This window comes from Treponema sp. (genome assembly GCF_024696245.1).
GTDB lineage: Bacteria > Spirochaetota > Spirochaetia > Treponematales > Treponemataceae > Treponema_D.
The window spans coordinates 18718-35100 of sequence record NZ_JAILGZ010000127.1; the positions used below are offsets into that span (position 1 = coordinate 18718).

The 16383-nt window shown below is 38.5% G+C and carries 11 protein-coding genes; 7 read left to right on the forward strand and 4 right to left on the reverse strand.

Annotation, left to right across the window (positions count from 1 at the left end):
* The first annotated feature begins 6 nt into the window (after nucleotides 1-6).
* From K6D58_RS09060 to K6D58_RS09070, 3 genes are read left to right on the forward strand one after another with little or no spacing between them, the layout of a single operon-like run.
* Nucleotides 7-1413, forward strand: a complete 1407-nt coding sequence (locus tag K6D58_RS09060) for a CheR family methyltransferase (protein ID WP_296829942.1) — start codon at nucleotides 7-9, stop codon at nucleotides 1411-1413.
* A 38-nt stretch (nucleotides 1414-1451) separates the two neighbouring features.
* Complete coding sequence (locus K6D58_RS09065) at nucleotides 1452-1934, forward strand: chemotaxis protein CheX (RefSeq protein ID WP_296829944.1); 483 nt, start codon at nucleotides 1452-1454, stop codon at nucleotides 1932-1934.
* A gap of 12 nt (nucleotides 1935-1946) precedes the next feature.
* Nucleotides 1947-2381 (forward strand): response regulator, encoded by a 435-nt coding sequence (locus K6D58_RS09070; protein WP_184651492.1) that lies wholly within the window; start codon nucleotides 1947-1949, stop codon nucleotides 2379-2381.
* A gap of 48 nt (nucleotides 2382-2429) precedes the next feature.
* Here the strand turns inward: K6D58_RS09070 and K6D58_RS09075 are convergent, their stop codons facing one another.
* Nucleotides 2430-3713, reverse strand: a complete 1284-nt coding sequence (locus tag K6D58_RS09075) for a deoxyguanosinetriphosphate triphosphohydrolase family protein (RefSeq protein ID WP_296829947.1) — start codon at nucleotides 3711-3713, stop codon at nucleotides 2430-2432.
* A 28-nt stretch (nucleotides 3714-3741) separates the two neighbouring features.
* Between K6D58_RS09075 and K6D58_RS09080 the strand changes: the two genes are divergently transcribed.
* Complete coding sequence (locus K6D58_RS09080) at nucleotides 3742-4389, forward strand: 5-formyltetrahydrofolate cyclo-ligase (protein WP_296829949.1); 648 nt, start codon at nucleotides 3742-3744, stop codon at nucleotides 4387-4389.
* On the opposite strand, the gene K6D58_RS09085 is transcribed toward K6D58_RS09080, so the two are convergent.
* Nucleotides 4379-7195 (reverse strand): insulinase family protein, encoded by a 2817-nt coding sequence (locus tag K6D58_RS09085; protein WP_296829951.1) that lies wholly within the window; start codon nucleotides 7193-7195, stop codon nucleotides 4379-4381. The genes K6D58_RS09080 and K6D58_RS09085 overlap by 11 nt on opposite strands.
* Nucleotides 7196-7283: 88 nt before the next feature.
* Between K6D58_RS09085 and K6D58_RS09090 the strand changes: the two genes are divergently transcribed.
* The 3 genes from K6D58_RS09090 (at nucleotide 7284) to K6D58_RS09100 (ending at nucleotide 13353) form a co-directional block, all read left to right on the forward strand.
* Nucleotides 7284-9518, forward strand: coding sequence for a DUF4954 family protein (locus K6D58_RS09090; protein ID WP_296829953.1), 2235 nt, complete (start codon nucleotides 7284-7286; stop codon nucleotides 9516-9518).
* A gap of 75 nt (nucleotides 9519-9593) precedes the next feature.
* Nucleotides 9594-11633, forward strand: coding sequence for an elongation factor G (fusA, locus tag K6D58_RS09095; RefSeq protein WP_296829955.1), 2040 nt, complete (start codon nucleotides 9594-9596; stop codon nucleotides 11631-11633).
* Nucleotides 11634-11640: 7 nt separating this feature from the next.
* Nucleotides 11641-13353 (forward strand): B12-binding domain-containing radical SAM protein, encoded by a 1713-nt coding sequence (locus K6D58_RS09100; RefSeq protein ID WP_296829957.1) that lies wholly within the window; start codon nucleotides 11641-11643, stop codon nucleotides 13351-13353.
* Here K6D58_RS09100 and rlmJ read toward each other — a convergent pair.
* Together rlmJ and K6D58_RS09110 are read right to left on the reverse strand one after the other, a co-directional pair.
* Nucleotides 13340-14215: a 23S rRNA (adenine(2030)-N(6))-methyltransferase RlmJ gene (rlmJ, locus tag K6D58_RS09105; RefSeq protein ID WP_296829959.1), complete on the reverse strand. Its 876-nt coding sequence runs from the start codon at nucleotides 14213-14215 to the stop codon at nucleotides 13340-13342. The two genes, K6D58_RS09100 and rlmJ, sit on opposite strands and share 14 nt — an antisense overlap.
* Complete coding sequence (locus K6D58_RS09110) at nucleotides 14209-16206, reverse strand: NAD(+) synthase (RefSeq protein WP_296829961.1); 1998 nt, start codon at nucleotides 16204-16206, stop codon at nucleotides 14209-14211. The genes rlmJ and K6D58_RS09110 overlap by 7 nt, the downstream gene beginning before the upstream one ends.
* Between the last annotated feature and the right edge of the window lie 177 nt (nucleotides 16207-16383).

Below are 16383 nucleotides of genomic sequence, written 5' to 3' on the forward strand. Positions count from 1 at the left end.
TAGGGTATGGGAACTATACAGGATAAACTTAGTGTATTAGCAAGTACAACCGAAAGCGCAGAAAGTGGCCTTACAAACGATCAGCTCGACGAAGAAAAAAAGAAGGTTTCAGTAGTTGATTATAAAATGGTTACTTTTTCTCTTTGCGGAAAAGACTATGCCATTGATATTATGAAAGTAAAGGAAATCGCAAAGGCCGGACGTTTTACTTACGTTCCAAATACACTGCCATTTGTACTTGGTGTATATAATCTTCGCGGTGACATTATTCCTATTATTGACTTAAGGCTTTTCTTTAATATTGAAATTCCTGAGCGTGAAGATAATTCGCTTGAAAACATGCTTATCGTTACCGTTGGTGAACAGACTTTCGGTGTTGTAGTAGATGCAATTGATAAGGTAGTTGGTATTCAGAAAAGTACAATTCAGCCTCCACATCCTCTTTTTGGTGATATTAACATCAAATACATTTACGGTGTTGTAGAAGCTGAACGTCATCTTTACATTCTTCTTGATATTGACAAGATTTTTGGTTTAAGAAGTCCTTCTGAAGAAAGGGAAATGGCAGAAACTGCAAAGGCTCAGATGAAAAAGCGTCAGGCTGCAGCTATTGCCATAGAAAAATCTCATGAAGAGACCCAGACTCCTGCTAAGGCTGCAGAAACAGCTGTGCAGAAAAAAGAAGTAGACTTAAATTTTATTGCTGATTCCCTTAAAAACTTCAAGAAATTTTTTCTGACTGATGTTAATAAGGAATGGGTAAAAGAAAGATATAGTGAATGGGAAAAGACAAGAGGTGCTGATAAAACCCAGCTTCAGTCTGATGCTGATGCAGAACTTTTCCTTGCACCTTTCTATTCAAAATGTACAGGAAACTGGTGGACAGAGGAATATGCCGAAAGCGTTGCAAAGGCTCTTCCTGATAACAGTGCTAAAAATATCGTTGTATGGAATCCAGGTTGTGGTAAAGGTTATGAATCTTATTCTCTTGCCTGTCTTCTTAAAAAACGGTATCCTGAAGCTAAGATAAAAGTTTACGGTCATGACGTAGACCTCCTTAGTGTGTCAAATGCACCTTTGATGAATCTTACTGATCAGGCTAGTTCTGACTGGTATCAGCCATATACAGTACAGAGTGTAGGTGGTGACTATACCTTCAGTAAAGAAATCAAGGATTCGGTTATGTTTGAATACCATGATTGTGTTCATACAAATAACCTGCCACCAATTGACATCATTTTTGCAAGGGATATTCTTTCATTCCTGCCTGAAGACTCACAAAAAACAGTTTTAACTGATTTTAATGAGAAAATGAAGGGAAATGGTGTTATAATAGTAGGTGACAATGAAAATATTGCTATACCTGGCTGGAATAAAAAACAGGCTGGAAACGTTGCAGTATATTCAAAATAGTATAAATAAAAACTGGAATACACTTAGGGGGATATTTAATGAGAGTAGAGTACATTAACCCATTCGTAGAAACTTCATACAAAATATTGAAAGAAGTTTTGGGTGGAGCTGACGTAAAACGAGGTGATTTGTACCTTAAGTCTACTGCCATGCCTGTAATGGGCGTTGCTGCATTAGTAGGACTTGCCGGAGACGTAGAAGGTCGTGTTCTTTTTGATATGACATTTGATACGGCTATTAACATTGCATCACAGATGAATGGTGAAAAACTTGCAGAATTTGATGATCTGGCAAAAGCTACAATCAGTGAACTTGCTAATCTTATTACAGCTCAGGCTGTTACTAAGCTTCATGAGCTTGGATTTAAATTTGACTTAACACCACCAGCATTGTTTGCAGGTGAAAAAATGGAAATAGCAGCTTTAAGTGGTACGAACCAGAGTGTTGAAGCTCTTATCGTTCCTCTTATCACTGAATTTGGTAAAATTGAAGTCAACGTCGCAATTCGCGAACGCGCATAAGGAGTACAGAGTATGAAGACTAGAGAGGATTTCCCGTCAATTAATGAACGTCCGCCTGAGGGAGTTAAACTTGATGGCACCAAATTCCGTGTACTTGTTGTAGATGATTCTATGTTCGTTGCTAAACAGTTGACCCAGATTCTTACCAGTGATGGTTATGAAATTGTCGCAACAGCACAGGATGGAAAGGACGGAGTTGACAAGTATAAGGAATTATGCCCAAATGTTGACCTCGTTACGATGGACATCACAATGCCTCGTATGGACGGTATTACAGCACTTGAACAGATTATGGCTTTCGATAAGAATGCCCGCGTTGTTATGGTAAGTGCTCTTGGTAAAGAAGAACTTGTAAAGAAGTCTCTTCTTAGCGGTGCAAAGAATTACATCGTTAAACCACTTGACCGTAAGAAGGTTCTTGAGCGTATTGCTGCTGCATTGAAATAGTCAGCATAAAAATAAGACTGCCCTTAATTAAGAGCAGTCTTTTTTATTTTAAAAGGATATTATTTCGTGATAGACAGTAATTGCAAACTGGTCTGTCATTCCGGAAATGTATTCTATTACACATTTTTCATAGCTTTCGTCTTTATTTACATCAAATACTTCCTTTGTATGAAAGCGCATAATACTTTTCTTTTCCAGATCATAGTTTGAGTATTTTATAAGCCAGTCAATAAAGGTTTTCTTTAGATTAGGAGCATATTTAAAACACTGTTCCATTTTTCTGTTCTGGGCATAAACCTGGGTTTTCATAAGGGTTCTGTAAAGACAGCCAAGAATATCCCTGGCGTAATGCTGAAATTCAATTAAGCGCCAGTTGTTGTAGATGTTTGCAAAACTAAATCTTTTTAATTCAGTAATAAACTTAAAGTATGGCTGACTGAAGCATATTCCATCCTGGGGATTTGAATTTTCTGTAAGGTCTACAATCATGTCGTTTATAAGAACTGTAGTATTAACGGCACGGCCTGACCTGTGTACACCGGAAGTTGTACGTGGGGAAGTTTTTTTGTTTGGTCCAAAGCCTAATGTGGAAGCAACTATTTCCCTGAGCTGGCGGTAACTTGCCATATCCAGAAGGTGGTAGGCTCTTGCGTCTTCTATATCCCTGCCTAAAAAAGCAATTTTATCGCTTACTTTTACAATGCAGCCTTCCCAGGTAAAGGGAGAAGTCATTCCCGGTCTTTTTATGTCATAAAGGTCCATGGCTTCTTTTCTTGGTTTTAAGCCCTGCTGATCTATCTCTCCACAGTGGCATATAAGGCCGTCCCTGACTGCATAAGTAAGGTCAAGATTTTTTTCTATCCCTTCCGGATCCTGCAGGGTTTCTATAAAATCTGCAAAAAAAAGGCTGTTTCTTTCGTGCCAGAATTTTTTTCCTGCATTCTGTCCTTCCTGTTTAAAAGTAATAAGGGAATTAAGAATGTCTTCTCCTGTATGTCCAAAAGGGGCGTGTCCTATGTCATGTCCTATGGCAATGGCATTTGTAAGTTCAACATTAAGTCCAAGATGTTTTGCAATTGTTGTGCTTACAGAAGCTACATGCATTACGTGTTCCATTCTTGTGCAGACGTGGTCATTTTGTGGGGCAAAGAAAACCTGTGTTTTATGTTTTAATCTTCTGAAGGCAAGACAGTGAAGGAGTCTTGTGTAATCCCTTTCAAATTCACTTCGTATACCGTTACCCCTGGAATAAAGGGAGTTTTCTCTTTTTATACAATCCTGCCAGACAGGATTATTTTCGTCTGTTCTTACTTGAATAAATGAATCGTTCATGCTTTTATTTTAACTGCTGGTAAGAAAAATGGAAAGTGATAAAAGAATTGATTCATCCCTTAGTGAGAAAAATGTTTTAAGAAGTCAGATGAGGCTTAGTCTTAAAGAGATTACTCTTTCAGAAAAGAAAATCATGTCGGAAAATGCCTGCAGGATTTTTTTAGCTTCTGACCTTTATAAATCCTCTTCAATAATTCTCTCCTATAAGGACCTTAAGTCAGAAATATCTCCGGAAATTATAAATCAGGCAGCTGTAAAGGATAAAAAACTTCTGGCCTTTCCAAGAGTATGCCCTGACAGCAGTGACATGGATTTTTATTTTTACAGCCAGACTCATAAAGAAGAAACTCCTTTTAAAAAAGGCTCTTTTGGAATAATGGAGCCGGAAGAAAAAGCTGAAGACCTTTTATCAGAAGAAAGGCTTTTAGAAAATAGTAATATTACGGTTATTGTGCCGGGCCTGGCCTTTGATAAAAATGCAGGCAGGCTTGGAAAGGGTAAGGGCTATTATGACAGATATATAAAAAGACTGGCTTTAATGGCAGAGGCTTCTTCTTCAAAACTTTTTCTTCTGGGAATGGGCTTTACCTGTCAGATTACAGATAAAGTTCCCCTTGATCACCATGACCAGCTTTTAGACGGCCTTCTTACTGACACAGAAATGATTATTTTTTAGTGTCTGCAGAAAATACCTTTAAGGCATCTTCTTCTTTAAAAGAGTTTTCCAGAACCTGTAAGAAATCTCCGGTAATTGCTTTTTCTATTAAAGTATAGTCTTCAAGGTATTTAAAAGGATTTCCGGCAATAAGACTTTTATGAAGAAGTTCTGCTGTTCCTTTAAGAGTCTGGCACTTAGTCAAAGCTTTTACTGACCACTGGGCCTTTAACCTTAAAAGGCTTTTTTCTGAATTATTGTCATCATTAAGCTCTTCTTTAAGTTCTCCCAGGGCTTCCTTTAAGGCTTTTGTAAGCTCTGAAGTTTTCTTTATTTTTTCTATGGTTATTATTCCCCCATTAAAATCAGAAGTCATAAGGTCCTGAGTAACAGGGGAAGAAAGTTTTTTAGAAATCCTTAAAGAGAGGTCTATAAGGAGGGCATTAAAAATTTCTTCCTCCCCATAGTTTTCCGGTCCCTTAAAAATAATAAGGGCCGGGTCCGTAAAAGTTTTTGTAGGAACAAGTACAGGAACATCCTTAGGGGCATCGGCAATTGTTTTATCACTTGTATAATTATGACTGAGCTGGAACTTGTAATTTTTTTTCTTAAAGTCAGGAAGGGGACTTGTTATGTCTTTACAGGCAGTTTGTTCCTTTAAGAGACCAAAGCTTTCTTCCAGAAGTTTTTCACATTCACCGGCTTTTACATCCCCTGCAATCACAATGGAATAAAGGGAGGCATCCAGGAGTTTGGTGTAGTTAAGGGCCAGACTTTCATAAGTAGTGGCTTTTAATATTGGCGACTGAAGGTCATAGAGTTTTTCGTATTCAGTTTTATTATAGGCCTGACGGAGAAAAGCACTTTTGAGCTGAAAATCCAGGTACTGTTTTTTTAGTGACCACTGGTAGTTCTGTTCACTTACAAGATGGTCTGCCGTAAGGGGCTGTATTTCTGCCCATATTAAGGATGAAATACAACTGGCCAGAACTTCTTCTAAGTCTGCAGGTAAAAATTCAATTTGAATAAAGGATTTGTTTTCTTCTGTCCATGCAGAAATCTGGGGATTAGAAACAATTACGGCTTCATTCTTTTTTTTGTTAAGGCTGCTGTTTATATTTATGGAAAGGGCATTTACAAGTATTGTCCTGAGCTGAAGTTCCTTTTCCGGAGAGGCTGCTTCTCCTCCTGCAATGGCCAGAGATAATACTGCTGATGAGGAACCTTCTGTTTCTTTTACGGCACATTTAATTCCGTTCAGGAGGTTAAAGCTTTTAATCTGGGAATAGTTGTGGAAGTAAAAAAGATCTTCCGGAGTAAATTCCCTGCTTCCTGTAATGGCAGCCAGGGTTTCTTCCAGAGGGGTAAGTTCGGCCTTTTTTTCTTCCAGGGCTTTTGCCTTCATAAGTTCCTGATTGTACCAGAAGCCTGAATCAGTCTGGATTTTTTCATAGCCTGCTTTAATAAAGTCTTCTTCAAAATCATTCCAGAGGGAATCATTTATTATAAGGAATATAAAGGGCTGGCTGCTTAAAATCTTTTTTGTTATGTCCCTTTCTGTTTTTGTGTAAACCGAATGGGTAAATTCTGAAAACCTGCTGCAAAAAGTGTCAGCTGTTACTTCTTTATCAAGAGCCCAGAAATCAGCCAGAAGTTCCATGGCTTTAATGGAAGAGCCTGCTGTATTAAGGTATTTTCCGTTAACAGAATCCTGGGCTTTTATAAACATGCTTCTATCCATAATTGCAGCATGCTTTACTTTGGACATAAAAAGTTCTGCCTGGCTTACAGGATTATTCTGACTGCTTTTTTCAAGAAGGCTTTGTATTATAAGGCGGCTTGAACCATTTTTTCTTGCGGCTGCTGCTGAAATATAGGCTTCGCTTCTGATGGCAAGACTTTCTTCTGATAAAAGTTCATTTTTAAGGGGAGAAGGTACTGCATTAAAGGCTGCACTTAAAATATCACACTCTGCTTCATCAAGACTGGTGTATTGAAGTACCAGCTGGGTAAGTTCAGGAGAAAAATCCGGCGAAATAATGGCATACTTTTTTTGTTTTTCTTCAGGGAGTTTTTCTTCCTGAATCTGATTTTTAACGGGAGCAGAGTTTTTCCAGTTAAAGAACTCCTTCTGGCAGATATCGTAGACCTTGTCTTTGGAAATATTTCCTGTAATAAAAAGGGCGCAGTTGTCAGGAATATAGTATTCCTTTTGTATATTTTTAAGGATTGTCCTTACTTCTCCCAGTGAATAGCCTGAAAAAAATGAAGGGTAAATACCGCTTTCCTGCTTCCAGGGTTCTTCTGCAAATACTTTTGAATCAATGGAAGTATTTATAAAACCGCTTAAACTTAAAGCGTATTCATTTATTTCTTTTTTGTATTCTGCAAAAGTACTTTTTAATTCTCCGTCTGAATAAAGGGGGGATGACAGGCATAAACAGAGGGCATTTAAATATTCTTCCAGATATTCTTCCGGAACATCGGCCGTGTAACTGCTGCTGTCTGCACTGCAAAGAGCTTCTACATCTATAAAATCCAGGGGATTGTTTTTAAGGGAAGAGGCGGTTTTTGTAAAAAGCTGGCTGTAAAGAGAAAAAAAGCCGGTATTCCCTGTATTCTGACTTGAGTAACCGGCCCTGCATATAAGTTCAGTATGGATAAGTGGAATTGTAGAATCTGTCCTTACAAAAACAGTGAGTCCGTTAGAAAGTGTAAGTATGTTTACTTCTGCATTGTTTCCTTCAAATTTAAGGTTTTCCTGTGCCGGGATTTTTACCCATGTTAATGCAAGAATAACTAAAATTGCCCTGATGAGTTTTTTCATACTGTTAATAATACAATCTTTAGGCCGGGAATGAAAGCTATAGAAGTGTCTTTTATATTTTCACTGATTGCTTTATAATTTTATAACTATGTTAAAAGTAAACGTTTTGTCGGATGATTTTAAAGATGCCCTTCCTCCAGAAGAACTGCTTGTAAATAAAAGGCATCTTACTCCCAGTGAAATTTATGTACTTATTCAAAACAGAAATATCTCTTCAGACTCTGACTGGCAGAATGTTTATGTATGTGATGGAGAAGGTGAATTCAATCCGTCCCAGATTGTTCAAAGTGAATTTTCCGGCTGGGTAATTCTTGGCAAAATCAGGAAGGCTACCCTTAAGTTTCATGACCTGGAACTTAAAACCGGGGTTTTTTATTCCCATCTTGAAAACTGTATTACCGGTGATGACTGCGTAATTAAAAACGTAAGCTTTGCAAGCAACTACCATATCGGTAACAGGGTAATGCTTTTTAATATTCAGGAAATAAGCTGTACCTGCCATTCCAAATTTGGAGAAGGTCTTCTTAAGGAAGGAGAACCTGAAAAAAACAGAATATGGATTGGTGCCGGAAATGAAAATGACAGAAGGGCAGTTCTTCCTTTTACGGAAATGATTCCTGCAGATGCTTATTTCTGGAGCCGCTACAGGGATGATGAAGAGCTCATGAAAAGATTTGTTGAGCTTACTGAATATCAGAAGGATAAACGTAACAATACCCACGGTATTATAGAAGATGACTGTGTAATAAAAAACTGTACCCTTATTAAGGACGTAAAAATAGGAAGCTGTGCTTATATAAAGGGAGCCTTTAAGCTTAAAAATATTACCGTACTTTCTTCTGAAGATGAGCCAAGTCAGATTGGTGAAGGTGTAGAAATGGTAAACGGAATCATGGGTTACGGAAGCCATGTCTTTTATCAGGCAATAGCCGTTCGCTTTATAATAGGAAGAAACTGTCAGTTAAAGTATGGAGCCCGTCTTTTAAACTCAGTTCTTGGAGATAATTCAGTAGTTTCCTGTTGTGAACTTCTTAATAACCTTATTTATCCTTTCCATGAGCAGCATCACAACTCATCTTTCCTTATTGCTGCTACTGTTATGGGACAAAGTAATATTGCCAGTGCTGCAACTATTGGTTCAAATCATAATTCCCGTTCACCGGATGGAGAAATGCTTGCAGGCCGTGGTTTCTGGCCGGGTTTGTGTTCAGATTTTAAGTATGATTCCCGTTTTGCTTCATTTGTTCTTGTGGCAAAGGGAAGTTATGAATACGAACTTAACATAACCTATCCTTTTTCTCTTGTTGCCAGTGATAAAAAAGACAAGGCTGTGCATATAATTCCTGCCTACTGGTTCCTTTATAATATGTTTGCCATTGTAAGAAACAAATATAAGTTCAGGAACCGTGACCGCAGGGTTATTAAGATTCAGAATATAGAAACCAACCCTTTTGCTCCTGATACTGTTCAGGAAATTCTTACAGTCCTTGACCGTATTATTGAACTTACAGCCCGCTATTTAAAAAGTCCTGAAGATGTTTTTCAGAAAATGACTCTGGATAAGGGTGAGGGCAATATTCTTTATGAATACAGAAAAAAGGCTCTCGAAGCTTCAGAAGAAGATGTGTTTAAAACAGCCAAGGATTTTCTTCATCACAATAAGTCTGCTGAATTTATTTTAAGTGATGACCGCTGTCAGAAAAAATATGGTGCCCTTATATATAAAGCTGCCAGGGCTTATAAGGAATACCGCAGGGTTTTAAAATATTTTATTGCAGAAACTTTTATGCAGTGGATTGAATCCCAGAATAAAGAAATTCTTGAACAGGAAGATCTTGAAGTTCTTGCCTCTATTCCTCTTTATAAAAACTGGGTTAATGCCGGTGGCCAGGTAATGCCTGAAGAAAAGGTAAAGGATCTTTTCTTTAAGATTAAAAGCTCTGCCTTTAAAAACTGGCAGGATGTTCATTCCTTTTATAATGACTGTCAGAAAAATTATCTTGCCTATAAGGCCAGGTACTGTCTTTATATTCTTGAATTCCTTTATTCAAGACCGGTGCAGGATTTTGATTCAGCCTTGTACAGGGATTTTATGCAGGATGTAGCCTACGTTTCCATGAATATGTATGAATCATCTGTGGCATCCAGGGAAAAGGACTATACTGACTTCTTCAGGTCCATAACTTTCAGGAATTTTAAGGAAAAGGAAGCTGTTATCGGTTCTTTAAGTGAAAATTCTTTCCTTATGGAACTTAAAGATGCAACATCTGTCTTTGATTCCAGCCTTGAAAAACTCTTCAGGAATCTTGTATCAAAAAAGTGATTATAAAAGAATAATTGCCATGCAGGTTTTTTTTCTTTATAATCAGAAAAGTTTATTTTTATTCAGGAAAAGATCATGTCTTTAGAAAAAATGAGAAACATCGGCATTATGGCTCATATTGATGCCGGAAAAACTACTACAACAGAACGTATTCTTTATTATTCAGGTAAGATTCACAAAATTGGTGAAATTGATGATGGTGCAGCAACCATGGACTTTATGAAGCAGGAACAGGAACGTGGTATTACAATTGGTTCTGCTGCAATTACAACTGACTGGAAAAACTACCAGATAAATATTATTGATACTCCGGGACACGTAGATTTTACTGCGGAAGTTGAACGTTCCCTTCGTGTTCTTGATGGAGCTGTTGCAGTAATCTGTGCAGTTGGACACGTTCAGCCTCAGACAGAAACTGTATGGAAGCAGGCTGATGAGTTTAACGTACCTAGAATCTGTTTTGTAAATAAAATGGATAGAACCGGTGCAGACTTTTTTGGTGCAGTAGAAGATGTAAAAAAGAAGTTTGGCTGTGAAACTGTTGCAATGCAGATTCCTCTTGGACAGGGCAGTGATTTTGACGGAATTATTGACCTTATGTCCATGAAGGAGATTCACTGGGACCCTTCTACTGATGGAGAAAAATTTACAGTTTCTGATATTGCTGATGCAAATAAAGAAGCAGCCCTTCAGTGGCATGAAAAGCTTATTGATACAGTAGCATCTAATGATGATGAACTGGGCGAAATCTATCTTGAAGGCGGAGAAATTACAGCTGAACAGTTAAAGGCTGCAATCCGCAAGGCTACAATTAACCGTACCCTTGTTCCATTTTTCTGTGGTACTGCAAGAAGAAATCAGGGAATTCAGCCTCTCATGGATGCAATTATTGATTATCTTCCTGCTCCAGATGAAGTACCTGCAGCAGAAGGCCTTCACATTAAGAAAAATGCAGAAGAAAAGGTAAGCGTTACCTGTGACCCTGATGCAAAGGCTCCTGTTGGTCTTGTATTTAAGATTCAGTATGACGCCCAGATGGGTATGCTCTGTTATGTAAGGATGTATGCCGGAAAAATCTCCAACGGTACAATGATTTACAATACAGCTAAAAAGAAGAGGGAGAGGGTTAACCGTATCCTTCGTGTAAATGCCAACCATATGGAACAGATGGACAGTGTTTCTGCCGGTGACATTGCAGTATTTGTAGGCTTTAAGCTTGCTCAGACCGGAGACTCTATTGGAAGTGAAGGATTCCCTGTTCTTCTTGAAAACCTTAAGTTCCCTGAACCGGTTATTTCCGTTGCAATTGAACCGGAAACAATGAGTGATCGTGACAAGCTTATGGAAACTCTTGATGTATTAAGCCATGAAGATCCTACATTTACATATCGTGATGATTCAGAAACAGGTCAGCTGGTTATCAGCGGCATGGGTGAACTTCACCTTGATGTTCTTGTTACAAGAATCCGTGATGACTTTAAGGTTCAGTGCCGTGTTGGTAATCCTCAGGTTACTTACCGTGAAAGTATTTCCATTGCTGCAGACTATACAGAATCCTACAGCCGCAATCTTGCCGGTAAGGATGTTACTGCAGGAATTACCATTCATGTTGAACCTGCTGCCAACGGAGAAGGTAACTCTTATATCTGTAATGTACGTAAGTCTTCTGATATTCCGGAAGAAATCTACGATGCAGTTGAACACAGTATTAATTCATGCTTTGGCGGCGGTATAAAATTCGGCTATCCATGTGCAGATGTTAAAGTTTCTCTTGAAGACTTAAAGTATTCTCCTGAAACTTCTACAACCTTTGCCTTTGAAGCAGCTGCTGCAGAAGCCTTTGACAATGCATGTAATCAGGCTCAGCCTCTTATGCTGGAACCGGTAATGGCTGTTGATATTGAATCACCTACAGAATTTGTAGGAGATGCAATGAGTGCCCTTACACAGCGTGGCGGAATCATTAACAGCATGGAAGATAAGGCTGATTCCAGTGTAATTCATGCAGAAGCACCTATGGTAAAAATGTTTGGATTTACAACTGCATTAAGGTCTGTTACTCAGGGAAGGGCAAGTTTTGGAATGACATTTGCCCACTTCCAGCCTAAGGCATAAGTTTTAGATGATGAAAACAATTGTATGCGCAACAGCCCTGGTTGAGACTTCTCCCCAGGCTTTACCCCTGGGGGCTGCATGTATTGCAAGTGCGCTTTCATCATGTCCTGATATAAAAAATGAAGCTTCTGTTTATCTTGAAGCTTTTTCCCTTGAAGATATAGCTGCCCCGGATTTTTCTCAGGCAGCTTCTTTTATTGCCGGTCAGCTTTTGTCCCGTCACAGGGATATGGATTTTCTTCTTTTAAGTATTTATGTTTGGAACCGTCAGGTTTTAGAAGAATGTGCTGCCCTTATTAAAAAAGAAAAACCTTCCGTCATAATTATTGCCGGCGGTTGTGAAGTTACTGCAAATCCCCTTAATTTTAAAAATATTGATTTTTCTATCAGTGGAGAAGGAGAAGACTCTTCCTGTCAGCTTTTACAAAAACTTTTAAACATAAAGGACCAGGCTTTAATTGGAGAAGATGATTTTTCCATTCAGGGTGTGTACAACTTAAAAAAATCCTATTCGTCAGGAAGCATCCGTTCTTTAATGCCTGATGTATCAAAGCTGCCATCTCCTTATCTGGACGGAACTTTAGATCCTGCTTCCTATGGAGGCGCCTTATGGGAACTTGCCAGGGGCTGTCCCTTTAAGTGTTCCTACTGCTATGAAAGCAAGGGAGAAAAGAAAATACAAAGATTTTCCAGGGACAGGCTTTTAAAGGAACTGGAACTTTTTGCTAAAAAAAATATTGCCCAGGTATTTGTTCTGGATCCTACTTACAATGCTGATAAAAAAATGGCCCTGGACATGCTCAACCAGATAAAAAAAACTGCTCCGGATATTTTCTTTTATTTTGAAGCCAGGGCAGAATTTATAGACAGGGAACTTTCCCGTGCTTTTTCTAAAGTAAACTGTGCCCTTCAGTTTGGACTTCAAAGTTCCAATCCTGAAGTATTAAAAAAGGTCAACAGGACTTTTAACAAAGAAAAGTTTGTAAAAAATATTGCTTTCTTAAATCAGGACGGTGTAATTTTTGGCTTTGACCTGATTTACGGCCTGCCGGGAGATAATCTTTCAGGATTTAAAAAGAGCGTGGATTTTGCAATCAGGCTTTATCCTAATAATCTGGAAATGTTCTGCCTTAGTGTACTGCCTGGTACAGATCTGGCTGATTCAGCTAAGGACTTGGGGCTTGTATGGCAGAGTCAGGCTCCTTATCACGTAATCCAGAGTTCAGGTTTTTCTAAAGAAGATCTGGCTCAGGCTTCTTCTTTTTCTTTTGCCGCAGATCTTTTTTATAACAAGGGAAGGGCTGTTCCATGGTTTATGTCCATGATTAACTATCTTCATGTAAAGCCCTCTGTCTTTTTTGAAGATTTTGAAAACTGGTTAAAAAATAATGAAGCTGAGCTTTTTAATAAAAGGGATTGTAATTCCCTGGACTTTATTCAGGTTAAGGAAATCCAGAAAAGATTTACAGGGGATTATTTGAGAAAAAGAAATTGTTCTAAAGCCTGTAATCTGGCCTGGGACCTTATTGAATTAAACGGAGCCTTCAGTCTTTTAACTGCAGAAGGAAAAGAGTCTGTGGTAAAACTTTATTACCACAGTGATGATCTTATGAGTCAGGCCAGTCTTGACTGGAATTTCTTTATTAAAAATGCGGCTCCATACCGTAATAAAACTAAGGTGTTTAAAAGTAAAAATGGACCTGACTTCAGGATTGTGTAAATATTGAAGAATAAAAATCCAGGGCTGCCTGAAGGTTTTCCTTTAACATCCAGGGAGGATTCATTATAAAAATTCCTGAACCGTACATATGAGGTCCTTCTTCTTCCTGCAATTCATCAGGATTTTTTACAATCAGTTCCATTTTAAAAGAGTCTGCAGGATTTGTTCCCAGCTTACCAAAGTCTTCCAGGGCTGTAAGCATTTGAGCCGTGTCATTTTTACGTCTGGCAAGAAGGGGATACCATAAGGCAATTATGGCTGTGTTCCATTTTTTGTGGACAGTCATTAAGCTTTCCCTGACTTTTTTATAATCTTCCTGATCTTCAAAACTTGGGTCACATAAAACCAGCCCTCTTTTTATCAGGGGAGGAGTAAGGCTTACAAGATTTTTATAGGAATCTTCGTTATGAAGGTTAACTTTTCCAGGGCAGTTAAAAACTTTTTCTTCATCTATAAGGGGTAGAGACATGTTTTTTTTAAGGGACTCAAAAACCTGAGGATGCAGGTCGTTAAGATGAAGCTGGTCTCCCTTTCTTAAAAAGAGACGCTCAAGTTCCGGACTTCCGGCATAAAGCTTTTCCTTTAAATAGGGAGCTTCTTTTTCCATGTAAAGGTTTACGCCATAGGGAATATCTTTTTTACCTGACAGGGCTTCCTGTAATTTTTCTATTCCCTCTTTTCCTTCTCCAGTTTTAAGAATCCTTTCATCTTCAAGGCTGAATCTTCCTGCTCCTGAATGGGAGTCTATAATTGTAAAGGGTTTATCTTTTTTGCAAAGAGAGTCCAGTATAAGACAGAGGGCTGTGTGTTTAAGAATATCTGCTGTATTACCGCAGTGGTATTCGTGCTGGTAGCTTAGCATTCTTCTGCTTCCTTAAGCCATATTGCAGCAGAGGCATCACTTGGCATCCTCCAGTCTCCCCTTGGAGAAAGGTTAACAGTACCAACTTTAGCTCCGTCAGGCATGCAGCTTCTTTTAAACTGCTGGGAGAAGAATCTTCTGTAAAAATTAACCAGCCATTTTTTTATAATTTCTTTTGTGTATACAGTATCTGTTCCTTCTGCTTTTTTACCAAGAAGAGCCTGGCAGGCAAGAAAATAAATCTTGGATGGGGTAAAGCCATAGCGGAGTACGTAATAAAGGAAAAAGTCATGAAGTTCGTAAGGTCCTACAAGTTCTTCTGTTTTCTGACTGATTTTTCCATCCTTGTCAGGAGGAATAAGTTCAGGACTTACAGGTGTTGCAAGTATGTCTGTTAAGACATCATGAAGTTCCTTATTATTTTTAGAATCTGCTTCATCTGCAAACCAGGATACAAGATAGCGGACAAGAGTTTTAGGTATGGATGAGTTTACTCCGTACATACTCATGTGGTCGCCGTTGTAAGTACACCAGCCTAAGGCAAGTTCACTTAAGTCACCGGTACCAATAACGATTCCGCCACATTTATTTGCATAGTTCATAAGGATAAGGGTTCTCATTCTTGCCTGACCGTTTTCGTAAGTAACGTCATGCTTATCTTTATCCTGCCCAATCTGTTCAAAATGAAGAAGAACTGAATCCTTTATATCAATTTCCTTTAATTCAGCTCCGGTTTTTTCTGCAAGAATACAGGCGTTTTTATAAGTACGGTCTGTAGTGCCAAAACATGGCATTGTAATGCAGGTAATTTGTTTTCTGTCTATGCCGCATTTATCAAAGGCTCTTGCTGTTACAAGAAGGGCCAGGGTAGAGTCCAGGCCGCCGCTTAAACCTATAACTGCACTTCTGGCATTTATATGACGCAGGCGTTTTGCAAGTCCTTCTGACTGAAGTTCAATAATTGACTGACAGCGGATTTTTCTTTCTGTCTGACTTTCTGGAACAAAGGGATGACAGGGAATAGCTGCATAAAAATCAGGGGTCTCTTCTTTTTGAGATAGCTCAAGATTATTTTCTTCAAGAGAAATAAAGAGTGTTACGTAAGAATCAGATTTTTCTTTTTTAGCTGTATCTGCAAAAGTAACTGTCCTGCTTCGTTCACTGTCAATTTTTTCTATATCAACATCAGCTATTAAAAGATTCTTCTGGTTTTCAAAAGGCTGTCTTTCTGCTGCAATGGAACCGTTGGCTGCTATAAGGCTGTGTCCTGAAAATATCATGTCGGTGGTACTTTCATCATGACCTGCATTTGCGTAAACATAAGTACATATATTTTTTGCAGACTGCATTGCTATAAGGGAACGGCGGTATTCAGCCTTAAGGGCTACTTCGTTTCCGGCACTTAAGTTTGCTATAACAGTAGCTCCGTTAAGGGCATGCTTTGTAGAAGGGGATAATGGTACCCATACATCTTCACAGATTTCTGCAGCAAATTTTATCCTGCTGTCGTTTTCATCCTGAATAAGAATTGAAGTTCCAAAAGGAACGCTTTCAAAAGAGGCTATGTCTGTATATTCAACAGCATCTGATGTAAAGGCTGTAAACCATCTCTTTTCGTAAAATTCACCATAGTTAGGAATATAAGTTTTAGGTATGACAGCAATGAGGCTTCCCTGATAGATGAAGGCTGCACAGTTATAAAGGGCTCCGTCTTTTCTGAATGGAAATCCCACTGCGCAAAGAAGGTCTGAGTTTTTTGTAGCGTCACAAATCTTTTCTATTGAATCCAGGGCTCCTTTAAGAAGGCTGGACTGAAGGAATAAGTCTCCGCAGGTATATCCAGTTACTGCCAGTTCAGGAAAAACAAGAAGCCTTACATTTTCCTTATCTGCCTGCTCAATTATTTCTATAATCTTTTTTGTATTGAATTCAGTGTCTGCAACCTTAAGTTCTGGTACGGCACAGGCACAACGTAAATAACCGTATTTCATTCTGTCAGTTTACCACAAACACCTTTATTGTGTCGAATGCTGATTGAAAATATCAGGTGCTTATAGTAAAATCCCTCTATGTTTATTTTATTCAGAGATTATCAGTGCTTTACTTATAAAAAAGTAAATTTCAGAATCTGATCAGTCCCCTTTATTAAAATAAGAATTAAATAAGCT